23 protein-coding genes and 1 pseudogene are annotated in these 21,195 nt (G+C 68.2%); 9 read left to right on the top strand and 15 right to left on the bottom strand.

Annotated features, from left to right (window positions below; all coding sequences use genetic code 11):
• Positions 1-17: 17 nt before the first annotated feature.
• Together BO226_RS06270 and miaB are read right to left on the bottom strand one after the other, a co-directional pair.
• A complete protein-coding gene (locus BO226_RS06270; protein ID WP_016692697.1) occupies positions 18-611 on the bottom strand; it encodes an Rv2732c family membrane protein in 594 nt (197 codons plus the stop codon).
• Entirely contained in the window at positions 599-2,056 is a 1,458-nt protein-coding gene (miaB, locus tag BO226_RS06265) for a tRNA (N6-isopentenyl adenosine(37)-C2)-methylthiotransferase MiaB (protein WP_232238064.1), read from the bottom strand. Before miaB ends, BO226_RS06270 begins: the two co-directional genes overlap by 13 nt.
• Before the next feature lie 297 nt (positions 2,057-2,353).
• On the opposite strand from miaB, the gene BO226_RS06260 reads away from it, so the two are divergent.
• The 4 genes from BO226_RS06260 to BO226_RS06245 all read left to right on the top strand — a co-directional run bounded on the left by BO226_RS06260 (position 2,354) and on the right by BO226_RS06245 (position 5,693).
• Positions 2,354-3,082: an amino acid ABC transporter ATP-binding protein gene (locus BO226_RS06260; RefSeq protein ID WP_006551298.1), complete on the top strand. Its 729-nt coding sequence runs from the start codon at positions 2,354-2,356 to the stop codon at positions 3,080-3,082.
• 68 nt (positions 3,083-3,150) lie between these two features.
• Positions 3,151-3,984 (top strand): glutamate ABC transporter substrate-binding protein, encoded by an 834-nt coding sequence (locus tag BO226_RS06255; protein ID WP_006551297.1) that lies wholly within the window; start codon positions 3,151-3,153, stop codon positions 3,982-3,984.
• 123 nt (positions 3,985-4,107) lie between these two features.
• Positions 4,108-4,788: an amino acid ABC transporter permease gene (locus BO226_RS06250; protein ID WP_006551296.1), complete on the top strand. Its 681-nt coding sequence runs from the start codon at positions 4,108-4,110 to the stop codon at positions 4,786-4,788.
• On the top strand, positions 4,785-5,693 hold the full coding sequence (locus BO226_RS06245) for an amino acid ABC transporter permease (protein WP_071934822.1): 909 nt from the start codon (positions 4,785-4,787) through the stop codon (positions 5,691-5,693). Before BO226_RS06250 ends, BO226_RS06245 begins: the two co-directional genes overlap by 4 nt.
• A gap of 56 nt (positions 5,694-5,749) precedes the next feature.
• On the opposite strand, the gene recX is transcribed toward BO226_RS06245, so the two are convergent.
• From recX to BO226_RS27615, 6 genes are all read right to left on the bottom strand, one after another.
• Positions 5,750-6,367 carry a recombination regulator RecX gene (gene recX, locus BO226_RS06240; protein ID WP_033096537.1) on the bottom strand — a complete coding sequence of 206 codons (618 nt, stop codon included), beginning with the start codon at positions 6,365-6,367 and terminating at the stop codon, positions 5,750-5,752.
• 112 nt (positions 6,368-6,479) lie between these two features.
• The gene (recA, locus tag BO226_RS06235) at positions 6,480-7,523 is read right to left on the bottom strand and encodes a recombinase RecA (RefSeq protein WP_006551292.1); all 1,044 of its coding nucleotides are present in this window, start codon (positions 7,521-7,523) and stop codon (positions 6,480-6,482) included.
• A 277-nt stretch (positions 7,524-7,800) separates the two neighbouring features.
• The gene (locus BO226_RS06230) at positions 7,801-7,995 is read right to left on the bottom strand and encodes a DUF3046 domain-containing protein (RefSeq protein ID WP_006551291.1); all 195 of its coding nucleotides are present in this window, start codon (positions 7,993-7,995) and stop codon (positions 7,801-7,803) included.
• Positions 7,996-8,032: 37 nt separating this feature from the next.
• Positions 8,033-9,178, bottom strand: a complete 1,146-nt coding sequence (locus BO226_RS06225) for a glycosyltransferase (protein ID WP_198040613.1) — start codon at positions 9,176-9,178, stop codon at positions 8,033-8,035.
• Between the two features lie 40 nt (positions 9,179-9,218).
• The gene (locus BO226_RS06220) at positions 9,219-9,941 is read right to left on the bottom strand and encodes a PIG-L deacetylase family protein (RefSeq protein ID WP_006551288.1); all 723 of its coding nucleotides are present in this window, start codon (positions 9,939-9,941) and stop codon (positions 9,219-9,221) included.
• 15 nt (positions 9,942-9,956) lie between these two features.
• The gene (locus tag BO226_RS27615) at positions 9,957-10,130 is read right to left on the bottom strand and encodes a hypothetical protein (RefSeq protein WP_006551287.1); all 174 of its coding nucleotides are present in this window, start codon (positions 10,128-10,130) and stop codon (positions 9,957-9,959) included.
• A gap of 248 nt (positions 10,131-10,378) precedes the next feature.
• Between BO226_RS27615 and BO226_RS06215 the strand changes: the two genes are divergently transcribed.
• Genes BO226_RS06215 through BO226_RS06205 form a run of 3 tightly spaced genes read left to right on the top strand, consistent with a single transcriptional unit; the run spans position 10,379 to position 12,274 of the window.
• Positions 10,379-10,975, top strand: coding sequence for a biotin transporter BioY (locus BO226_RS06215; RefSeq protein ID WP_006551286.1), 597 nt, complete (start codon positions 10,379-10,381; stop codon positions 10,973-10,975).
• 16 nt (positions 10,976-10,991) lie between these two features.
• The gene (locus tag BO226_RS06210) at positions 10,992-11,672 is read left to right on the top strand and encodes an energy-coupling factor ABC transporter ATP-binding protein (protein ID WP_064256239.1); all 681 of its coding nucleotides are present in this window, start codon (positions 10,992-10,994) and stop codon (positions 11,670-11,672) included.
• Positions 11,669-12,274, top strand: coding sequence for a CbiQ family ECF transporter T component (locus BO226_RS06205; RefSeq protein WP_071934820.1), 606 nt, complete (start codon positions 11,669-11,671; stop codon positions 12,272-12,274). Before BO226_RS06210 ends, BO226_RS06205 begins: the two co-directional genes overlap by 4 nt.
• A gap of 59 nt (positions 12,275-12,333) precedes the next feature.
• On the opposite strand, the gene pspM is transcribed toward BO226_RS06205, so the two are convergent.
• The 4 genes and pseudogenes from pspM to pgsA form a co-directional block, all read right to left on the bottom strand.
• Positions 12,334-13,143: a phage shock envelope stress response protein PspM gene (gene pspM / locus BO226_RS06200; protein ID WP_006551284.1), complete on the bottom strand. Its 810-nt coding sequence runs from the start codon at positions 13,141-13,143 to the stop codon at positions 12,334-12,336.
• A 26-nt stretch (positions 13,144-13,169) separates the two neighbouring features.
• Entirely contained in the window at positions 13,170-13,976 is an 807-nt protein-coding gene (pspA, locus tag BO226_RS06195; protein WP_006551283.1) for a phage shock protein PspA, read from the bottom strand.
• 200 nt (positions 13,977-14,176) lie between these two features.
• The gene (locus BO226_RS06190) at positions 14,177-14,563 is read right to left on the bottom strand and encodes a helix-turn-helix domain-containing protein (protein ID WP_006551282.1); all 387 of its coding nucleotides are present in this window, start codon (positions 14,561-14,563) and stop codon (positions 14,177-14,179) included.
• A gap of 354 nt (positions 14,564-14,917) precedes the next feature.
• Positions 14,918-15,568, bottom strand: a pseudogene (gene pgsA, locus BO226_RS06185) (CDP-diacylglycerol--glycerol-3-phosphate 3-phosphatidyltransferase); the annotation flags it as partial.
• 43 nt (positions 15,569-15,611) lie between these two features.
• Here pgsA and BO226_RS06180 point away from each other — a divergent pair.
• Both BO226_RS06180 and BO226_RS06175 read left to right on the top strand, forming a co-directional pair.
• Positions 15,612-16,139, top strand: coding sequence for an amino-acid N-acetyltransferase (locus tag BO226_RS06180; protein ID WP_228045020.1), 528 nt, complete (start codon positions 15,612-15,614; stop codon positions 16,137-16,139).
• 26 nt (positions 16,140-16,165) lie between these two features.
• The gene (locus BO226_RS06175; protein ID WP_033096530.1) at positions 16,166-16,450 is read left to right on the top strand and encodes a YciI family protein; all 285 of its coding nucleotides are present in this window, start codon (positions 16,166-16,168) and stop codon (positions 16,448-16,450) included.
• Here BO226_RS06175 and BO226_RS06170 read toward each other — a convergent pair.
• The 3 genes from BO226_RS06170 to BO226_RS06160 all read right to left on the bottom strand — a co-directional run bounded on the left by BO226_RS06170 (position 16,440) and on the right by BO226_RS06160 (position 21,132).
• A complete protein-coding gene (locus tag BO226_RS06170) occupies positions 16,440-17,423 on the bottom strand; it encodes a TerC family protein (RefSeq protein WP_006551278.1) in 984 nt (327 codons plus the stop codon). The two genes, BO226_RS06175 and BO226_RS06170, sit on opposite strands and share 11 nt — an antisense overlap.
• Positions 17,424-17,641: 218 nt before the next feature.
• The gene (locus BO226_RS06165) at positions 17,642-20,413 is read right to left on the bottom strand and encodes a DNA translocase FtsK (RefSeq protein ID WP_198040612.1); all 2,772 of its coding nucleotides are present in this window, start codon (positions 20,411-20,413) and stop codon (positions 17,642-17,644) included.
• A 92-nt stretch (positions 20,414-20,505) separates the two neighbouring features.
• Positions 20,506-21,132, bottom strand: a complete 627-nt coding sequence (locus BO226_RS06160; RefSeq protein WP_071934818.1) for a TIGR03085 family metal-binding protein — start codon at positions 21,130-21,132, stop codon at positions 20,506-20,508.
• Positions 21,133-21,195 lie beyond the last annotated feature (63 nt).

The following is a 21,195-nucleotide window of genomic DNA, read 5'->3' as shown; positions in this document are numbered from 1 at the left end:
TGTTCGTGCCGGAGGCGTCAGGCCTCGGGGTCGTCGCGCATCAGGCGGGGCCGCTCGTGCTGTGCTGCGACCTTCCGCAACTCGGCCTCGGCCTCGAGCTGGGCCGAGGTCCGCGCCCACACCACGCGGGCCCAGTGGAAGACGATCACCATGACGGCGAACCAGCCGATCACGAGACCGAATCCCGGTCCCGCGGCGGACGACTCGACGGGCAGGGTCTGGCGCGACCAGATCGCGAGCATGCCGAAGACGATGGTCACCGCCGAGCCGGCCAGGGACACCCACGCCAACGCCCACTTGCGGGTGACGAGCGCGAGAATCGAGCCCAGCCCGGCGAAGACCACTGCGAAGCCGACGAACAGCCGCGACGGCAGACCGATCTCCTCGGTGGTCGCGTCCGGGGCGAAGGACAGCACCTCCCACCCGTTGGCGGATCCGGCGTGGGGCAGGCTGAAGGTCGCCAGCAGGATCAGGACGGCGATCGCGACGAACATCGCCCGGGCGCCCGGGTCGATGTCGCTCGCCACCTTCCGTTCGGCGGCTTCGAGTTCGGCGCGTACGTCACCCGTCGCGTGGTGATCGTGCGGCTTGTCGGTGGTCATGCGTTGCATCCCATCTGAGGCGGCAGCGGGTCGGGGACGCCGATGCTCGGCAGTCCGAGTCCGACACCGATCGGCGGTGTCTTGGGCAACCGGCCCTGTTCGAAGTGGTCGCCCGCACGTGTACGGCGGTGCGTGAGGATCGGGGTGTCCGCGACGAGGTGGTGCGGCGCGGCGTCGCTGACGACGATCGTGATGACGTCGCCGGGACGCACCGCGGTGTCGATCGCGCCCTCGGGACGGAAGTGGACGAGGCGGCCGTCGCGGGCACGCCCGCTCATCCGGGCGGTCTCGGCGTTCTTGCGACCCTCCCCCGCCGCGACGAGCAGTTCGACCTCCGTGCCGACGAGCTTGCGGTTCTCCTCGAGGGTGATGCGTTCCTGCAGCGCGATCAGACGGTTGTAGCGCTCCTGCACTACGGCCTTGGGGACCTGACCCTCGATGTCTGCTGCGGGCGTGCCGGGACGCTTCGAGTACTGGAAGGTGAACGCGCTGGTGAAACGCGCCTTCTCGACGACCTCGAGGGTCTGCTGGAAGTCCTCCTCGGTCTCACCGGGGAAACCGACGATGATGTCGGTGGTGATCGCGGCGTGCGGCATCGCGGCCCGAACCCGCTCGATGATGCCAAGGAAGCGTTCCTTGCGGTACGAGCGGCGCATGGCGCGCAGGATCCGGTCGCTGCCGGACTGCAGCGGCATGTGCAGTTGCGGGCACACGTTGGGGGTCTGCGCCATCGCGTCGATGACGTCGTCGGTGAATTCCGCCGGATGCGGGGACGTGAAGCGCACCCGCTCGAGGCCCTCGATGTCGCCGCACGCGCGCAGCAGCGACGCGAAGGCGCCCCGGTCGCGGGGCTGCTCCGGATCGGCGAAGGACCGGCCGTAGGAGTTGACGTTCTGGCCGAGCAGTGTCACCTCGAGCACGCCCTCGTCGACGAGCGCCTGCACCTCGGCGAGGATGTCACCCGGGCGCCGGTCGACCTCCTTGCCGCGCAGCGACGGCACGATGCAGAAGGTGCACGTGTTGTTGCAGCCGACGGAGATCGACACCCATCCGGCGTACGACGACTCGCGCTTGGCGGGCAGCGTCGAGGGGAACGCCTCGAGGGCGTCGAGGATCTCGACCTCGGCACGGCGATTGTGCCGCGCGCGTTCGAGCAGTGCGGGGAGATTGCCGATGTTGTGCGTGCCGAAGACCACGTCGACCCAGGGCGCCTTCTTCACGACCGTGTCGCGGTCCTTCTGGGCGAGGCAGCCTCCGACGGCGATCTGCATGTCGGGGTTGTCGTCCTTGACCGGACGCAGATGACTCAGATTGCCGTACAGCTTGTTGTCGGCGTTCTCCCGCACCGCGCAGGTGTTGAAGACCACCAGATCTGGTGACGCGCCGGGCGCGGCCTTGGTGAAGCCGGCGTCCTCCAACAACCCCGACAGACGCTCGGAGTCGTGTACGTTCATCTGACAGCCGTAGGTGCGGACCTCGTAGGTCCGGGCACCGGTACGGGGGGCTTCTTCGTCGATCAGTGACACGTCTCAGGGTATCTCACCTCGGCGGGTCCCCTTTCCTCGCGCCGGCGGCGCGGGCCCCGTCGAGGTATCCGATACTGCTCGTGCAGTAAAAATCCCGTGACGCGCGTGTCGAAGGTGTCCCGAAATGCGAAGTCTCGGGCGTCGGACGGCATAGGGTCTGCAGATATGACATCAGCGGCCGCCGGAACGGATCGTCCGTCCGAGAAGTCGGACACCAGCTCGTCCATGATCTCCATGAACGGGGTGAACAAGCATTTCGGATCCCTGCACGTACTGCAGGACATCAACCTCGAGATTCCGCGAGGACAGGTCGTCATCGTCGTCGGCCCGTCGGGTTCGGGCAAATCGACCCTCTGCCGCACCATCAACCGGCTCGAACCGATCGATTCGGGAGAGATCCATGTCGACGGCACCCTGCTGCCGGAGGAGGGCAAGGCACTCGCCCGCCTTCGTTCGGACGTCGGCATGGTGTTCCAATCGTTCAACCTCTTCGCCCACAAGACGATCCTCGAGAACGTCATGCTCGGCCCCCTCAAGGTGCGCAGGATCAAGAAGGACAAGGTCCGCGAGTCGGCGATGCAGCTGCTCGACCGGGTCGGGATCGCCAATCAGGCCGACAAATACCCGGCGCAGCTGTCGGGCGGCCAGCAGCAGCGCGTGGCGATCGCACGCGCGCTCGCGATGAATCCCAAGGTCATGCTGTTCGACGAGCCCACCTCCGCCCTCGACCCCGAGATGGTCCAGGAGGTCCTCGACGTGATGACCTCCCTCGCGAAAGAGGGCATGACGATGGTCGTGGTCACCCACGAGATGGGATTCGCCCGCAAGGCCGGCGACCGCGTTCTGTTCATGGCCGACGGTCGCATCGTCGAGGACACCGATCCCGAGACCTTCTTCACCGCACCGAAATCCGATCGCGCCAAGGACTTCCTCGGCAAGATCCTCAGTCACTGACCTGATTCCCGCACCGACGGGCCACCCGGTCCGTCGGACGTAGTTCCGAACCGCACCGGAGGTATTCGATGAAATTGTCCCGCTCCATCCGCCTGGGCATCGGCGCCGTCGCCGTGGCAGTGGTCGCCACGGCGTGCGGTGGCGACGAGACGCGCAGTGTCTCGCAGTCCGCGGAGAACGGCACCCTGACGGTCGGTATCAAGTTCGACCAGCCGGGCCTGGGCCTGCGCAACCCGGACGGTTCGTTCAGCGGGTTCGACGTCGAGGTCGCCAAGTATGTCGCCGGTCAGCTCGGTGTGTCCGAGGAGAACATCGAATTCAAGGAAGCTCCGTCCGCCCAGCGCGAGACCCTCATCCAGAACGGTGAGGTCGACTACATCGTCGCGACCTACTCGATCACCGATTCCCGCAAGGAGAAGGTGGACTTCGCCGGCCCGTACTTCATCGCGGGCCAGTCGCTCCTCGTGCGCGCGGACGACACCGAGATCACCGGACCCGACTCGCTCAACGGCGGCAAGCGCCTGTGCTCGGTGGCGGGTTCGACCCCGGCCCAGAACGTGAAGGACAACTACGCGCAGGACGTCCAGCTCCAGGAGTTCGACACCTACTCGCTGTGTGTCGAGGCGCTGCGCAACGGCGCGGTCGACGCGGTGACCACCGACGACATCATCCTCGCCGGCTACGCCGCGCAGAGCCCGGGCGACTTCAAGGTCGTCGGTGAGCCGTTCACCACCGAGCGCTACGGCATCGGTCTCGCCAAGGGCGACGACGAGTCGCGCAATGCGATCAACGACGCGATCGAGGAGATGATCGCCAGCGGTGCGTGGGAGGCCGCATTCCAGGAGACGGTCGGCGCCTCGGGCTACGAGCTCCCGGAGCAGCCGAGCGTCGATCGCTACTGAGTGTCGATCGTCACCGAGTACGGGTACCACCCGTCACGTCCGGCGGTGCGGCCGGTCCGTAATCCCACGGACCGGCCGGACCGTTCCGGACTCCCACCCGTCCCCTCGATCCCGGAGTGACCTGTGGATCTGTTGAGCAAGTACAGCAGCCAGCTACTCGACGCGTTCTGGACCACGATCCAGTTGACCGTCATCTCGGCGATCGGTGCACTGATCCTCGGAACGATCCTCGCCGCGATGCGCGTGTCCCCCATCCCGGTGGCGCGTGCCGTCGGCGCCGCCTACGTGACGATCTTCCGGAACACCCCGCTGACCCTCATCATCATCTTTTGCCTGTTCGGTCTGTCCCAGACGCTCGGCATCAAGCTGGCCTCCGAGTCGTCGCCGACCTTCCTGGTGGACAACAACTTCCGACTCGCTGTGCTCGGCCTGAGCGTCTACACGGCGGCCTTCGTGTGCGAGTCGCTCCGCTCGGGCATCAACACGGTCTCGCTCGGACAGTCGGAGGCCGGCCGCTCGCTGGGTCTGACCTTCAGCCAGAATCTGCGCCTGATCGTCCTCCCCCAGGCTTTCCGCGCGGTCATCGCCCCGCTCGGTTCGGTGCTCATCGCGTTGACCAAGAACTCGACGATCGCCTCCGTCATCGGCGTGTCCGAGGCCTCGCTGCTGATGAAGACGATGATCGAGAACGAAGCGGCCATCTTCGTCGTCGGTGGCATCTTCGCGCTCGGATTCGTCATCCTCACCCTTCCCACCGGCCTGCTCTTCGGCCGGCTCAGCAAGCGATACGAGGTCGCCCGATGAGTGCACACGGAACCGTTCTCTACGACGCACCCGGGCCCCGCGCCAAGGCGCTCTACCGGATCCTGTCGGTGGTCGTGGTCGCGCTCCTCGTCTTGGTCGGCTGGATCGTCTACCGCGCGCTCGACGCCAACGGACAGCTGACGGCCGCCAAGTGGGAGCCGTTCGTCGAATCGTCCAGCTGGACCACCTATCTGCTGCCCGGTATCCGCGGCACGATCATCGCGGCCGTCGCGTCGATCGTGCTAGCACTCGTGCTCGGCACGGTCCTGGGTATCGCGCGTCTGTCCGACCACCGGTGGGTCCGCTGGATCGCCGGCACGATCGTCGAGTTGTTCCGCGCCGTCCCGGTGCTGATCCTGATGATCTTCGCTTACCAGGTGTTCGCCGAGTACCGCGTCTTCAAGTCCGGATATCTCGCGCTCGCGGCGGTCATCACCGGCCTGACCCTGTACAACGGCTCGGTCATCGCCGAGATCGTGCGCGCGGGCATCCGATCGCTTCCGCGTGGTCAGAGCGAGGCCGCCTACGCGATCGGTATGCGGAAGAACCAGCTCATGCGACTGATCCTGCTGCCGCAGGCCGTGACGGTCATGCTCCCGGCGATCGTGTCGCAGATGGTGATCGCGCTCAAGGACTCCGCGCTCGGCTACCTCATCGGCTATGTCGAAGTGGTGCGTTCCGGCCAGCAGCTCGGCGCGTTCTTCCAGAACTACCTGCCGTCGCTGCTGGTGGTCGCGGCGATCATGATCATCCTCAACAGTGCGCTGACACAGTTCGCGATCTGGCTCGAGAAGCGTCTGCGATCCGGGAAGCGGAAGAAGGGTGCTATGGCGGCCGAAGAGCCGCAGACGATGCCCACGATGTCGGTGCCAGGCCTGGACCTGAGCGGCGAGGGCCGCAAGTAACAGCAGCACTGCGGTTGCGAAGTTCGCAGTCGAGCCCAGGCGTTTCGCAGTCGGGCTCAGTCGTGTGGGAGGTCGCTCGCGTCGGCACCGAACGTCGCGAGTTCTTCCCGCACGACATCGAACGCCATCCCCTGCGCGTAGCCGCGCCGGGCCAGCATCCCGACCAGCCGCCGCACCAACTTGTCGCGTTCGGCCGCGATCTCGCGCCGATCCCCTTCGGTGGGCAGCGGCGGCTGGGTGCGGAGCTTCTTGCGGACCAGTTCGACCGCCCGTTCCCGTTCGTCGGCGGTGTCGATCTGTTCGAGGGCAGCCGCCGCGTCGTCGGCGTCGATTCCCTTGCGGCGCAGTTCGAGTGCGATCGCGCGCTTACCCTTCCCCGCGTGCAGATGCCGTGAACGTGCCCACTGGTTGGCGAAATCCGCGTCGTCGATCAACCCGACCTCGGTGAGACGGTCGAGGGCACGTTCGGCGACGTCGGACGCGAACCCCTTCTGCTCGAGCTTCGTCGCGAGCTCGGATCGGCTGCGTGCCCGATCGGTCAGCAGACGGAGACAGACGTCCTTGGCCTGCGCTTCGGTGCCGCCGCCGGGCAGTTCCTGCTCGGTGCGAGCCGAGCGCCGCCGTCCGCGTCGTTCGCGCCGAGCGTCGGGGCGTCGTTCCTCGGAGTCGTCCATGACGCGCACAGTAGCCGGACGCACCGACAGCGCGGCCGGGTGCGGATACGCCACGGGGGCACGGACGACGTGCGTCCGTGCCCCCGTGGGGCCGTGGGGCCGTGGGCGGTGACTAGAAGTCGACCGGCTCCTCGACATCACTCGGATCGGTGAGAACGGCACCGATGCCGAGCTTCTCCTTGATCTTCTTCTCGATCTCGTCGCGCACATCGGTGTTCTCGAGCAGGAACTTGCGGGCGTTCTCCTTGCCCTGCCCCAGCTGGTCGCCCTCGTAGGTGTACCAGGAGCCGGACTTGCGGATGAAGCCCTGCTCGACACCCATGTCGATGAGCGAGCCCTCCTTCGAGATGCCCTGGCCGTACAGGATGTCGAACTCGGCCTGCTTGAACGGAGGCGAGACCTTGTTCTTGACGACCTTTACGCGGGTGCGGTTGCCCACCGCGTCGCCGCCGTCCTTGAGCGTCTCGATCCGGCGCACGTCCAGACGCACGGAGGCGTAGAACTTCAGCGCCTTACCGCCCGTGGTGGTCTCGGGCGAGCCGAACATCACGCCGATCTTCTCGCGCAGCTGGTTGATGAAGATCGCGGTGGTGCCGGAGTTGTTGAGCGCACCGGTCATCTTGCGCAGTGCCTGGCTCATCAGGCGGGCCTGGAGACCGACGTGGCTGTCGCCCATCTCGCCCTCGATCTCGGCGCGGGGCACGAGCGCCGCGACCGAGTCGATGACGATGATGTCGAGCGCACCCGAGCGGATGAGCATGTCGGCGATCTCGAGGGCCTGCTCACCGGTGTCGGGTTGGGACACGAGCAGGGCGTCGGTGTCGACACCGAGCTTGCGCGCGTAGTCCGGATCGAGGGCGTGCTCGGCGTCGATGAACGCCGCGATGCCGCCGGCGGCCTGCGCGTTGGCGACCGCGTGGAGGGCCACCGTCGTCTTACCCGAGGATTCCGGGCCGTAGATCTCGATGACGCGCCCGCGCGGCAGGCCGCCGATACCGAGAGCCACGTCGAGTGCGATCGACCCGGTGGGAATGACTGCGATGGGCGGACGGACGTCCTCGCCCAGGCGCATCACCGAGCCCTTACCGAAGCTCTTGTCGATCTGCGCGAGGGCGAGCTCGAGCGCCTTCTCGCGGTCGTGAGCCTGTGCTGCCATCTTGGTCCCCTTAATAGAATCTCGTCCTTGTTGTCGACGACGTTAGAACCCGGCACCGACAAGTTCGCTGTCGCGACCGCGGAAACGCCGTATCTGTGGATGGAATCACCACCTGTGGACAACCCACCCGGCGTTCCCAGCATAGCCGAACACGTGTTCGAAATCCGGTCGCTTCGTGTACGCCAGGAATGGTCTCATCCCGGTCGGACAGAAAATCGATTCCGGCATCTACTCCTGCACCGATTCCGGTCGGGAGCAGCCCCGACCGGCTCCGCGGCTACCGCCGCACGGGTGGGACGTCGAACTCGTCGCAGAGAGCGCGCCATACCTCCCGGGGCTCCTGTCCCGCCTCGATCGCCTCGGCCGCCGTCCGTCCACCGAGCGAAAGCAGCACGTGATCGCGCAGCAGGGCATCGCCGTGCATCTGTCCGAACTCGTCCCGGACCACCTCGTAGAACTCCGTCAACCGCACCCCGACCACGGTAGTCGCGCGCGGTGTGGCGCGACAGTCAGTCCGCTGCGGCCTCGCACACCGCGACCGGATCCTCCACGTCGCCGGCACCGTCCGCGGCCGCACGAGCCGCGGCGGCGAAGTCCGGCGACGACAGCACGGTGTCGATCGCGGAGCGGACCGCATCCGCGTCGAGCGGACGCACCACCACCGCACTCCCCTGCCGTGCGGCGCGGTTCGCCAGCTCCCACTGGTCGCCGCCCCCGGGAACGATCACCGCCGGAACCCCCGCACTCAGCGTCTTGGCGAGCATCCCGTGCCCACCCCCGCACACGACGACATCGGCCTGCCGGAGCAGGACGTCCTGCCTGCCGCGACCCGAGACGGCCCAGCTGGGGAGCGACTGCGGCGGAGGGTCGAGCATCGTCGCGGCGACCCGCATCCCGGCCCCGTCGAGTGCGTCGCAGACCGTCTCGACCATCCCGGTCACGCCGGTGACCGCGGTCGACGGCGCGACCATCACGAGAGGTCCGTCCCCTGGCGGCGGATCGAGGATCTCCACGGTGGGTTCCCACAGCAGCGGACCGACGACGTGCGCGTGCCCGGGCCAGTCGGGACGTGGCACCTCGAGTGCCGGCAGGGTGGCGATCAGCCGGGCCCGGGGCCCGGGATCGCGCGCCGGCAGACCGATCCCGACGCGTGCGTCAGAACGCTCGCGCTCCCCCTGCCGCAGCGATCTCGCGGTCATCGCTCGCAACGCGGCGTCCCTCAACCGGCCCCGCACGCCCCTGCCCACATCGAGACCGCTGCCGATCGGCGGGAGCCCGCGCGACGGCAGGTACAACGGGTGCGGCGAGAGCTCGACCCACGGGATCCCCAGGCGCTCGGCGGCCATCCCTCCGCCGGCGGTGAGCACGTCCGCCACGACGAGGTCCGGTAGCAGGGCTCCGAGATCCGGGAGCATCTCGCTCGCGATATGGGCGGCGCGGGCGTGGATCTTCGCCCCCGCGTCGCCGTCGTCGTCCCCGAGCCGGGGCGCCAGCCCCTTCAACTCAGCGAACGTCACACCGGGCAGCTCGAGGCCGAGCCATCGTTCGCCCGTGAGGACGACCGCGTCGTGCCCGGCATCCGCGAGCCGCAGCGACAACGCGATCGCCGGAATCGCATGACCCGCATCGGGCCCGGCCACCACCGCCACTCGCACGCGCACAGCCTGCCACAGGCCACCGACGGCGGGACGCTTCCTATCCCGCGAAGGTGTACAACTCGAACCCGGAGGCGCGCTCGGCAGCGAATCCCGGCAGCGGCGCCGATGCGCGCTCCACCTGTTCGCGCGCTTGTGCCTCCACCGGCCTGTCGTCGAGAGCCTGCAGGTACAGACGGTGCGCCGCGAGGGACTCGACTGCCAGTTCGACCGTATCGGTCACGTCCACCGCGTGGGTCGGAGGCGAACCCGGACACACGGCAGCCCATCGCACGCCGTGCCACGGTTCCAGACCGCGTTCGGTGAGTTCCGGGAAGATCCATTCGTTCGCGGCATCGGAGACGGCGTCGAGGACGCTGATCCCGAGCGCCCGATGGTCGGCACTGTTGACCCAGCCGGGCCGGGGCGACAGCCCGAACGCGAGCGTGACCACCATCTCAGGACGATGACGTCGGATGGCGGAAGCGATGTCGCGACGGAGATCGAGACTCGGGACGAGTCGACCATCCGGGTGCCCGAGGAACTCGACGGTATCCACTCCGACGATCCGCGCGGACTCGCGCTGCTCCGATTCCCGCACCGGCCCGCTCTTCTCGGGCGGCAGACCGGCGATGCCCGCCTCGCCACTGGTGGCCAGAACGTAGGAAATCTCCTTGCCCTGTCGGGTCCACCGCGCGATCGCCGCCGCCGCGCCGTATTCGATGTCGTCCGGGTGGGCGACGACGACGAGTCCGCGTTGCCAGTTCTCCGGTACCGCCTCCACAGCTGCCCCCTTCGTCTACAGACGTGTCAGGTCGTGCTTGTCACCTCCCGATACTGCCTTGTACAGCAGGTATCCGCCGAAGATCACGGCGCCGAGTACGAGAAAGCCGAACAGGTTGTCGAGCAGGGCGCCGAGGACGGCGAGACCGACCCACACCACCGCGACGATTCCTACGATCTTCCAGAACATTGGGTACTCCCACCCTCGATGCCGACCTCTTCCGAGTCGGACTCCATTTGCTCGGTACGCTTCGATCCTGACAGCTCGAGCAATGAAAAACAGCAGGTCAGCGCAGATATCAGGGAAAGATCAGGGGACACCCGGAGGCGCACCCCGGTGTGGCCCACGGGCACCCGGAGACGGGTCGGTGACCCGCGGCACGCCGGTACGGCTTAGGCTCTACGGGTTCGCCGTCCATACCAGAAGGCTGAGTAACCGTGTCCTCGTCCCCCCGTATCCCCGCGCGCGACCTCGCGCAGATCGCCGTCTTCGCCGCCCTGATCATCGCCCTGGGACTGCCCGGTCAGATCAGTATCGGATCGTCCGGCGTGCCCATCACGCTGCAGACCTTGGGCGTGATGCTCGCGGGTGCACTGCTCGGCGCACGCAAAGGTGTCCTGTCGGTGCTCACCGTGATCGTGCTGGGGCTGGCGCTGCCCGTACTCGCCGGCGGGCGCACGACCCTCACCTCGCTGGCAGGTCCCACGGTGGGCTTCCTCATCGGCTGGATCCCTGCCGTCGCCGTGATCGGCTGGCTGAGCATGAAGATGCTGCCGCGATACCGCACGTTGCCCGGTGTGGCCGTCAACGTCCTCGGTGGCATCGTCGTCCTCTACGCCTTCGGTATCGCAGGCATGGTCCTGCGCACGGATCTCACGGTGTGGGCCGCCGCCGCGGCCAACGTCACCTTCCTGCCGGGCGATCTGGCCAAGGCGGTCGTCGCCGCAGCGGTCGCCGCCCAGGTGCATCGCGCCTATCCCGCACTGGCGGCACCGCGCATCGCGCACCGCCCCGCTGCGGATCCCGCGCACTGACGCCGTCCGACCGTCGATGAGCGAGATCCGATTCCGGGAGGTGCGGCACGCCTACGGCGACCGCACCGTCCTCGACGGGGTCGACGTGGTCCTCACCGAACGACGCGTCGGCATCGTCGGAGCGAACGGCAGCGGCAAGTCGACGATGGCGCGCATGATCAACGGCCTGCTCGTCCCGTCGTCCGGCTCGGTGACCGTCGACGGCCTCGACACGGCGCGCAAGGGCCGGGAGGTCCGCAAGAAGGTCGGATTCGTCTTCACCGACCCGGACCATCAGATCGTCATGCCGACGGTCGCCGAGGACGTCGCCTTCTCGCTGAGACGCAGCGGACTCGGCAAAGAGGAGCGCGAAGCCCGGGTACGGCAGGTCCTCGCCGACTTCGGGCTCGCGGGGCATCACGACCACCCCAGCCACCTGCTCTCGGGCGGCCAGAAGCAGTTGCTCGCGCTCGCCGCGATCATGGTGACCGACCCGGCGGTGCTCGTCGCGGACGAACCGACGACCCTGCTCGACCTGCGCAATACGAAGCTCATCGCGCGCACCTTCGCGAGCCTTCCGCAGCAGGTGATCGCGGTGACCCACAATCTCGAACTCCTCGTGGACTTCGATCGTGTGCTGGTGGTCGACTCGGGGCGGGTCGTCGCCGACGACGAACCGGCGTCCGCGCTCGCGTTCTACCGGAATCTGATCGGGTGAACACCTTCGGCCTCTACCATCCCGGACGCTCCGTCCTGCACCGGCTTCCGGCGGGAGCGAAGCTGCTCGCGGTCGCAGCACTGATCCTTGCGCTGACCATGTGGATCCGGCAACCCTGGCAGGTGCTTCCCGCCCTGGCCTTGGCCGTGCTCGCGTATGCGGCCGCGCGCATACCTCCGCGTCTGGCGGTTGTGCAGCTGCGGCCGCTGGTGTGGATGCTGGCGATCATTGCAGCGTTCCAGGTGCTCGTGGCGGGGTGGGAACGGGCGGTGGTGATCTGCGGGTCGCTGCTCGTGGCGGTCGCCCTGGCCGCCCTGGTGACCCTCACGACGCGGACCACCGACATGCTCGACGCGATCGTGCGGGCGGCCCGTCCCCTCGCGCGCGTCGGGGTCGATCCCGACCGGGTGGGACTCGTGCTGGTGATGACCGTCCGCGCGATCCCGCTGATCGGCACCGTGGTCACCCGCGTGACCGAGGCACGCAAGGCGCGCGGTCTCGGATTCTCGTTGCGGGCGCTGGTGGTTCCGGTGGTGGTGGGAGCCCTCCGCACCGCGGAGGCGATGGGCGAGGCCCTCGCCGCTCGCGGTGTCGACGACTGAGAGGTGTCGACGACCGACGTGTTCGGCTCGCGGTGTCGATGATGGGGGTGTTCCACCCCTCAGGGGTGGTAACGCTGCTCGATCTGCCCCAACTCGCGCCAGGACTGCGCCCAGCTCTCGAGTTTGTCGGACGTGGCGATCAGTTCGGCGCGTCGCTGGTCGAGCATCGCCAGCGACCGGTTACCCTCGGCGGTCGCGGCGAGGCGTGCTGCGGCGGCGACGAGTTCCTCGAACTGGTCGACACCCGTCCCGAGACGCTCGCCCGCGTCGACGATGGCCGCGGACAGATGGGTCTTGGCGGCCGCACTGCCCTGCGCGGCGGATTCGAGGGCAACGACGTCCTCGACGACGGCATCGAGTGCGGATGCGGCTGCGCGGGCCGCGTCGTCGATCTCGGTGAGGTCGTCGGGGGCCACGGAGTTCGACCGCACGAGCACACCGAGCAGGCGCCGCAGGCTCTCCTCGTTCGCCGCGAGGCGTTCCATCGGGGCGCGGGCGACCGAACCGGCCGGTGGCAGCGACCGGCGGCGCGGCGGCGGTGGGGGCAGCGGCACCGCATCGAGGCGACGGAAGGTACGGACGGCGAGGACGGCAGGCACTGCGAGAGCCGCCGTCGCTCCCCCGGCCGCGACGAGCGTCCATTCGGGAGCCGACGCGACGGCCAGGGTCGCGGTGCCGATCGCCGTGGTGCCCGAGCCGGCACCGAAGAAACTGGCACGCCGACGCGCGCGACGCTTCTTACGCCGCAAGCGGGCGGCGGGATCGCGCCAGCGGCGCGCGGCCTCCATCGCGTTGCCGGTGGCATCGCGGAACGCAGAGACGACCGAACCGGGGATGTTCCCGGTCCGGTCGTCTCCGGAGACGTTCACGGCGGATCAGTTCCGAGGCGTGCGGATCAGCGGCCGGTGGTACCGGCAGCGTTCGGGGGCTCTTTGCGCGTGTCGACGGCAGGGTTGGCGGGGGTGCCCGGAAGCGCCTCGCCCTTCATCGACGCCCGGATCTGCTCGAGTCGGCTGTGACCGGCCATCTGGACGGTGGCCTGCTGAACCTCGAGCATGCGGCCCTGCACCGAGTTCTGGGCGAGCTCGGCCGAACCGAGAGCGTTGGCGTAGCGACGCTCGATCTTCTCGCGGACGGCATCGAGGCTCGGAGTGGTGCCCGGAGCTGCGAGGGTCGAATCCATCGAACGCAGCGACTCGCTCACGCGCTCCTGCATCTTGGCCTGCTCGAGCTGGCTGAGCAGCTTCGTGCGCTCTGCGACCTTCTGCTGCAGCGCCATGGCGTTCTGCTCGACGGCCTTCTTGGCCTGCGCGGCGGCCTGGAGCGACTGGTCGTGCAGCACCTTGAGGTCCTCGACGGACTGCTCGGCGGTGACGAGCTGTGCCGCGAAGGCCTCGGCCGCGTTCGTGTACTGGATCGCCTTCTCGGTGTCGCCCGCCGCCGTGGCCTGGTCGGCCATCATGACGGCCTGGCGGGCACTCGCGTTGAGCTTCTCCACCTCGTCCAGCTGACGGTTGAGCTTCATCTCGAGCTGACGCTGGTTACCGATAACGGAGGCCGCCTGCTGCGAGAGTGCCTGATGCTGACGCTGCGCGTCCTCGATCGCCTGCTGAATCTGGACCTTCGGATCGGCCTTCTCATCGATCTTCGAGTTGAAAAGCGCCATCAGGTACTTCCAGCCCTTGACGAAAGGATTAGCCATGGGTGTGATCCTGCCTCCATCTGGTACGCCGCGCCGAACGCGACCCGGTACGCGGCCCTCGCGCCCCGGTTCGAAGATCGCCGGTCCGCTGCTACCCCCGACGACCCACCTGCCCCGGCCGGGTCCGTGCACGCACCACGCCCCGGCTCGATGTCGCTTACGACCGTATCCGGCGAGACCGGCACGGTTCGTGATCCATGTTAGGCGGCTGCCAGCGCCTGTGCGGCGGGTGCAGGGATCACCATGCGCGGCTCCTGCGCGAGCAACCCGGGCTCGGCGGTGGCGCCGTCGTCGGACCGCTCGGCCGGTGCCGTGTCGGCTGCGGTGGTCTCCATGTCCGTGCGACGGTCGAGGCCGTCCGCCAGCAGACCGCTCACATCGAACAGCACGTCGGACAGCGGGACCTCCAGTGCATCGCAGATGGCCGCGAGCAGTTCGCTCGAGGCCTCCTTCCTGCCGCGCTCGATCTCCGAGAGATAGCCGAGGCTGACCCGGGCGCTGCTGGAGACTTCGCGCAGGGTGCGGCTCTGCGAAACACGGGTGCGCCGAAGGCTGTCACCGAGTGCCTCACGCAACAACAGCGCCATCCCATCCTCCTTCGTCCGTCGTGCCGACACCTCGTCAACGCACGACGACGCTGCGAGGTTCCCGCAGATCGATCGGACCTCGATACCGCGGTGTCCAGACATTACAACGCCGACGGCGGTTGCAGACGCCCGAGTAGTCCCGACACAGCGTAGTCCCGACACAGCGGTGTCGACCGCACCGAGCCGGATCCCGCATGTCCCGCCCCGTGGTTACCGGGCGTCCTCGCCCACCGTGCGGCCGTCGCCCGGCGTGTCCTGGGCAGCGGCGCCCTCCCCCGCGACGTCCACCCCCGCGACGTCCACCCCCGCGACGTCCACCCCCAGGACGTCCACCCTCGGGACGTCCTCCGCACGGGCGGTCTCGCTCTCGCTCCGGCGCACCCCGGTACGCAGCCGGATCGCCTGGACCACGTAGTCGAGTCCCGTCACCACCGTCAGGGCGACCGCCAGGATCATCAGGCCGATCGCCACCGGCGCCACCGATTCGGGCAGCGGCAGCAGGTAGACACCGATGGCGAGCGTCTGCACCAGCGTCTTGAGCTTGCCACCGCGACTCGCCGGGATCACGGCGTGCCGGAGTACGGCGAACCGCAGGGCGGTGATCCCCAGCTCCCGAGCAGCGATGATCCCGGTGACCCACCACGACAGGTCACCGAGCATCGACAGCCCGACCAGCGCGGCACCGATGAGGGCCTTGTCGGCGATAGGATCGGCGAGTTTGCCGAAATCGGTGACGAGACCGTGCTTTCGCGCGAGTTGACCGTCGATCCGGTCGGTGATGGCGGCGATCGCGAAGACTCCGGTCGCCGCGAGCCTCCACCCGATGTCGTGCCCGTCGCCGACGAAGAGCAGCACCAGGAAGACCGGTACCAACGCGATCCGACCCACCGTCAAGATGTTGGCGATGTTCCACAACGGCACCGGATCGTGCGGGCTCCCGGCGTGCGGTCCCGGTGCGGCGCCGCTCCCGCCCGACGCGGTGACATGCTGGCGGGGCGTGCTCATGTGCCCCACAATATCGGTAGCCGCACGCGCTACTGTTCACCGCATGACGACACCGCCGACGAACCACGACTCGAACGATCGAATGGTCGTACGGCGCGCCCGAACCTCCGACGTGCCCGAGATCAAGCGGCTCATCGACATCTATGCGGGCAGGATTTTGCTCGAGAAGAATCTGGTGACCCTGTACGAGGCCGTCCAGGAGTTCTGGGTGGCCGAACTCGGGGGTCGGGTCGTCGGGTGCGGGGCCCTGCACGTGCTGTGGTCGGATCTCGGCGAGGTGCGCACCGTGGCCGTCGACCCGTCCGTGAAGGGCCACGGCGCAGGTCACCTGATCGTCGAGCGCCTCATCGAGGTCGCCCGCGAGCTCGAGCTGGAACGACTGTTCGTGCTCACCTTCGAGGTGGAGTTCTTTGCGCGGCACGGTTTCACGGAGATCCAGGGGACTCCGGTGACGGCCGAGGTCTATGCGGAGATGTGCCGGTCGTACGATACGGGCGTCGCGGAGTTCCTGGACCTGAGCTACGTGAAACCGAACACGCTCGGGAACACCCGGATGCTCCTCACCCTCTGATCGAGACCCACGAAAGCGAGGCCCGCATGGCCCTGTTCGCCGTCGAGTACACCTATTCGGATGCGACCGCCTCGGCGCGCGACGAGCACCGCCCGAAGCACCGAGCATGGCTCGGCGATCTCGTCGAACAGGGCATCGTGCGGGCGACCGGCCCGTGGACCGACGGTTCGGGTGCGCTCATCCTCGTCGACGTGGCCGACGAGGCCGCGGCGCGCGAACTGATGGCCCAGGACCCGTTCGCGCAGCGCGACCTCGTCGATGCCGTGCGCATCACCGGGTGGAACCCGGTGATGGGCGTGTTCAACTCCTGACGGATTCCTTCTCACCGCGCGTCTTGAGCAGGCTGGCCACCGTCGTCACGGCCAGCACTCCGACGATCACGATCAGGGACACGCCGGTGGAGATCTCCGGGACGGCGACGTGCTCGCCGCCGTTGATCCAGCCGAGCGTGTTCTCATGCAGGGCGTGGAGCACCAGCTTCACGCCGATGAACGCGAGGATGATCGACAGTCCGTAGGACAGGTAGACCAACCGCTCGAGCAGACCGCCGATGAGGAAGAACAGCTGGCGCAGGCCCATCAGCGCGAAGGCGTTCGCAGTGAACACCAGGTACGGCTCGTTGGTCAGACCGTAGATCGCGGGGATCGAGTCGAGCGCGAAGAGGATGTCGGTGAAGCCGATCGCGACGAGCGCGAGCAGCATCGGCGTGACGAACTTCTTGCCGTCGATGCGGGTGACGAGGCGGTCGCCGTCGTACTCGTCGTGCACCGGCAGGAACTTCCGGGCCAGCTTGACCATCCGGTTCTCCGAGATGGCCTGCGGGTCCTCACCGTGGTCGCGGATGAGCTTGACCGCCGTGTAGATGAGGAAGAAGCCGAACAGGTAGAACACCCAACTGTAGGCGTTGATCGCCGCGGCACCGACCGCGATGAAGGCTCCGCGCATGACCAGCGCCAGCACGATGCCGATGGTGAGGACCTTCTGCTGGTACTCACGGGGCACCGCGAAGGTGGCCATGATGATGACGAACACGAAGAGGTTGTCGACCGACAGCGCCTTCTCGGTGATGTAGCCGGCGAAGTACTCACCGCCGTAGGTCGGTCCCCAGACCGCGAAGACGATCACGCCGAAGAGGATCGCGATGGCGACGAAGACGGCCGACCAGAAACCGGATTCGCGCAGTGTGGGCGCGTGCGGCTTGCGGACGTGGGCGAAGAAGTCGAAGATGAACAACCCGATGATGACGGCGATCGTGATCAACCAGGTAGTCAGGTTTACGTGCATGGGCACATAGGCCTTCCGGTAGGTATGCGTACCTGCCGGAGGTCTCTCCCGCCCGGACTATCGCCGGACCGACGGCCCCGGGACGGCATCGGTGCCGAACGTGTTGACGAGACCGCCGCGGATCTGGGGATACTCCCCTCCACAGCTCCCACGATTGTGCCACACATCGTCACTTCCCGCCGGAAGGCAACAGGGACGGCCGGTCGAACGGGCATGTCTCACTGCTCTGCGGCAGGCACTTCCACCGGATCCCCGCCGCCACGGATCGAGTACAGCAGGCCGTCGAGTTCCTCGGGTTTGACCAGCACCTCGCGGGCCTTGCTGCCCTCGCTCGGCCCGACCACGCCTCGGGTCTCCATCAGGTCCATCAGGCGACCGGCCTTGGCGAAGCCGACGCGGAGCTTGCGCTGCAGCATCGACGTCGAACCGAACTGGCTCGTGACGACGAGTTCGACGGCCTGCAGGAAGACGTCGAGGTCGTCGCCGATGTCGGGGTCGACGTCCTTCTTGTCGCCGGCCTTCGGGGCGGTGACGCCCTCGTTGTACTCGGGTTCGGCCTGGTTCTTGGCGAAGTCGACGACCCCTGCAATCTCCTCGTCGGTGATGAACGCACCCTGCAGGCGGATCGGCTTGCCCGCACCCATCGGCAGGAACAGTCCGTCGCCCATACCGATGAGCTTCTCGGCACCGGGCTGGTCGAGGATGACACGCGAGTCGGTGAGCGAACTCGTCGCGAACGCGAGTCGCGAGGGCACGTTCGTCTTGATGAGACCCGTGACGACGTCCACCGAGGGTCGCTGGGTGGCGAGCACGAGGTGGATGCCGGCGGCGCGGGCCTTCTGGGTGATGCGGACGATCGCGTCCTCGACGTCGCGTGGGGCCGTCATCATCAGGTCGGCGAGCTCGTCGACGATGGCGAGGATGTACGGATACGGCCGGTACACGCGCTCGCTACCGAGCGGTGCGGTGATCTCCCCCGACTTCACCTTCGTGTTGAAGTCGTCGATGTGGCGCACGCGGTTGGCCTGCATGTCCTGGTAGCGCTGCTCCATCTCCTCGACGAGCCAGGCCAGTGCCGCCGCGGCCTTCTTCGGCTGCGTGATGATCGGCGTGATCAGGTGCGGGATGCCCTCGTAGGGCGTCAGCTCGACCATCTTGGGGTCGATGAGGATCATCCGCACCTCGTCGGGCGTCGCGCGGATGAGCAGCGACACGAGCATCGAGTTGACGAAGCTCGACTTACCGGAACCGGTCGAACCGGCGACCAGCAGGTGCGGCATCTTCGCGAGGTTGGCGGAGACGAAGTCGCCCTCGATGTCCTTGCCGAGACCGATGACGAGGGGGTGATGGTCGCGGCGGGTCGACGGTGCTGCGAGCACGTCCGACAGCCGCACGAGTTCGCGGTCGGTGTTGGGGACTTCGATGCCGACGGCGGACTTGCCCGGGATCGGTGCGAGCAACCGGACGTTGTCGGTCGCAACCGCATACGCGATGTTGCGGGCGAGCGCGGTGATCTTCTCGACCTTGACGCCGGGGCCGAGTTCGACCTCGTAACGGGTGACGGTCGGGCCACGGGTGAAGCCGGTGACCGCGGCGTCGATCTTGAACTGTTCGAGGACCTCGGTGATCGCCTCGATCATCTGGTCGTTCGCGGCCGACCGCGTCTTGGGCGGGTCGCCCTTGGTGAGCAGCTCCAGTGAGGGCAGCGTGTAGTCGCCGTCGACCTCGCGGTCGCGCACGAACGTCTCGGCCGGTTCCGGCTCGGAGGTCTGGTCGACGACCTCGGGTACCGGGGCGGCCTTCGGCTTCTTGCGGGCGGGAGCCGGGGCCGGCGCTGCGGCCGGGGTCTCGGCGACCGAGGGCACCTCCAGTGTGGCCGGCGGTGAGGCGGGCGCCTCGGGATCGGATGCGCGGTCGTCCCACAGCGGGAGCACCTCGGTCTTCGCATCGCCGTCGAACTCGTCAGGCGGGTAGTTCTCCACCGGGGTACGCCGGCGGCGGGACCGCTTGGGGGCGGGCGGCTCGTCGATCGGGTAGCCGTCGGCGTCGAACATCGGCGGCTCGTCGTAGCCGTAATCGTCGTCGTAGTCGCCGTACTCGTCGTCGGCGCGGTAGCCGAGGCCGAAGTAGTCGCGGAACAGTTCGGGCAGCTCCCGCACCGTGGTGCCGGTGAGCAGCAGGATCCCGAAGCCCGCCGCGAGGAGCATCAGCGGCACAGACAGCCAGACGGTGAGCCCGGAAGTGAGCGGGCCGCCCACGGCGGCACCGACGAAACCGGCCCCTTCCGAGCGGCCCTCCGCGTCGGTGGGTGAACCGGAGGCGACGTGCCACAGGCCCAGTGCGGGGAGACCGACGAGCAGTCCGCCGACGACGAGCCGGGGACGGATCTCGGGATGCGGTTCGGTGCGCATGAGCGTCACCGCGATGCCGACCGCGACGAGCGGAAGGACCGCGCTCGCACCACCGGTTATGGCGCGGACGGCCGTCTCGACCCACTCCCCCACCGGGCCGCCGACGCCGAACCACACCGTGCCGGCGATGATCACACCGATGGAGATCAATCCGAGCGCGATGCCGTCGCGACGGTGTCCGGACTCGATCTCGGTGGCGCGACCCATCGTGCGGGTCGTGGCTCCGACAGCGCGGGCCGTCATCATCCAGCCGGCGCCGACGGTGCGGCCCACGGCGGTGAGGATCCCCCCGGAACTGCGCCGGGGACGGGCGGGCGCGGGGCGTCGACTCGCGGCCGGAGCGCGACGTGCGGTGCCGCCGCTGCGACGGTTCGCGGTCGAGGCCGCGGCGCGCGGCTTGCGCGCAGGGGTGGACCGGGTCGATCCGGACGCCTTCGTCTTCGCGGTCGATCTGGTCTTCGAGGTGGAGGCACCCGCGCTGCGAGCACGGGAGGTGCTGCCGCCCGAGCCCCGCGCCCCCGTCCGCGACCGAGAGGTCGTAGACGACGTTCCGCGGCTGCCCGACGACTTTCCTGCCATATCCGCCAGGGTAGCCGCACGGACCTCTCATGAACCATCAGCAACACGGGTACCGGTCGGCGGCACTGGTCACACGCCGTCCGGGCGAGCGCTCACAGGCCGCGTTTCGATCCCGCCAGTTCGGAGACCGCCGACTCGTCGCCCTCGATCTCGAGCCGCACCTGGTCGCGGCCGAAGGCGTGCAGCACGAGTTCGGACGGTTCGCCGCGCAGCACGACGGTGCGCGGACCGCGCTTGCGCAGGGCGACCCGCTCGCCGGAACCGGACCTCTCGAAGATCACCGTGACGTCGCATCCGCCGTAGCTGTTGCGTCCGATCATCCGCGCGATGCGCCAAAGCTGGTCCTGATCGTCCGCCGACAGCGTCCGCGGCTCCCATCCGGGCTGCGCGCGGCGCACGTCCTCATGGTGCACGAACATCTCCGCCGCGTTGGCGACGGCGTCGAACAGGAACATCGGCGACCACTTCGGCGGGCCGGAATCGACGTCGGCGAGCACGTGTGCCCACTGTCGGTCGGTGGCGGAGCGTCGCACCCTCTCCATGTGATCGGCCAGGGCCGGGACGACGATGCCGGGCATCGCGTCCACGCGGCGCTCGCGGACGAGCAGGTGCGCGGCGAGATCCCGGACCGTCCAGTCGCCGCAGAGCGTCGGCGCGTCGGGTCCGACCTCGGACATGGTGCGGACGAGGGCATGTCGTTCGCTTCGGGCGAGGCTCATTCCGCCACTCTAGCGATCACTCCTGCCCTCGCCCATCGCGCGAGCCCGCGTGTTCGGCGGGCC

Source organism: Rhodococcus sp. 2G, assembly GCF_001886355.1.
Lineage (GTDB): Bacteria > Actinomycetota > Actinomycetes > Mycobacteriales > Mycobacteriaceae > Rhodococcus > Rhodococcus pyridinivorans.
This window is presented reverse-complemented; position numbering and strand designations above follow the sequence as displayed.

Excerpts from the sequence above, each read along its gene's own strand:
- BO226_RS06255 (WP_006551297.1), top strand. The coding sequence starts at position 3,151 with ATGAAATTGTCCCGCTCCATCCGCCTGGGCATCGGCGCCGTCGCCGTG.
- BO226_RS06260 (WP_006551298.1), top strand. The coding sequence starts at position 2,354 with ATGATCTCCATGAACGGGGTGAACAAGCATTTCGGATCCCTGCACGTA.
- BO226_RS06210 (WP_064256239.1), top strand. The coding sequence starts at position 10,992 with ATGAGCGAGATCCGATTCCGGGAGGTGCGGCACGCCTACGGCGACCGC.
- BO226_RS06175 (WP_033096530.1), top strand. The coding sequence starts at position 16,166 with ATGGCCCTGTTCGCCGTCGAGTACACCTATTCGGATGCGACCGCCTCG.
- BO226_RS06180 (WP_228045020.1), top strand. The coding sequence starts at position 15,612 with ATGACGACACCGCCGACGAACCACGACTCGAACGATCGAATGGTCGTA.
- miaB (WP_232238064.1), bottom strand. The coding sequence starts at position 2,056 with ATGAACGTACACGACTCCGAGCGTCTGTCGGGGTTGTTGGAGGACGCC.
- BO226_RS06165 (WP_198040612.1), bottom strand. The coding sequence starts at position 20,413 with ATGGCAGGAAAGTCGTCGGGCAGCCGCGGAACGTCGTCTACGACCTCT.
- BO226_RS27615 (WP_006551287.1), bottom strand. The coding sequence starts at position 10,130 with ATGTTCTGGAAGATCGTAGGAATCGTCGCGGTGGTGTGGGTCGGTCTC.
- BO226_RS06170 (WP_006551278.1), bottom strand. The coding sequence starts at position 17,423 with ATGCACGTAAACCTGACTACCTGGTTGATCACGATCGCCGTCATCATC.
- BO226_RS06190 (WP_006551282.1), bottom strand. The coding sequence starts at position 14,563 with ATGGCGCTGTTGTTGCGTGAGGCACTCGGTGACAGCCTTCGGCGCACC.
- recA (WP_006551292.1), bottom strand. The coding sequence starts at position 7,523 with ATGGCAGCACAGGCTCACGACCGCGAGAAGGCGCTCGAGCTCGCCCTC.
- recX (WP_033096537.1), bottom strand. The coding sequence starts at position 6,367 with ATGGACGACTCCGAGGAACGACGCCCCGACGCTCGGCGCGAACGACGC.
- BO226_RS06245 (WP_071934822.1), top strand. The coding sequence starts at position 4,785 with ATGAGTGCACACGGAACCGTTCTCTACGACGCACCCGGGCCCCGCGCC.
- BO226_RS06270 (WP_016692697.1), bottom strand. The coding sequence starts at position 611 with ATGCAACGCATGACCACCGACAAGCCGCACGATCACCACGCGACGGGT.
- BO226_RS06160 (WP_071934818.1), bottom strand. The coding sequence starts at position 21,132 with ATGAGCCTCGCCCGAAGCGAACGACATGCCCTCGTCCGCACCATGTCC.
- pspA (WP_006551283.1), bottom strand. The coding sequence starts at position 13,976 with ATGGCTAATCCTTTCGTCAAGGGCTGGAAGTACCTGATGGCGCTTTTC.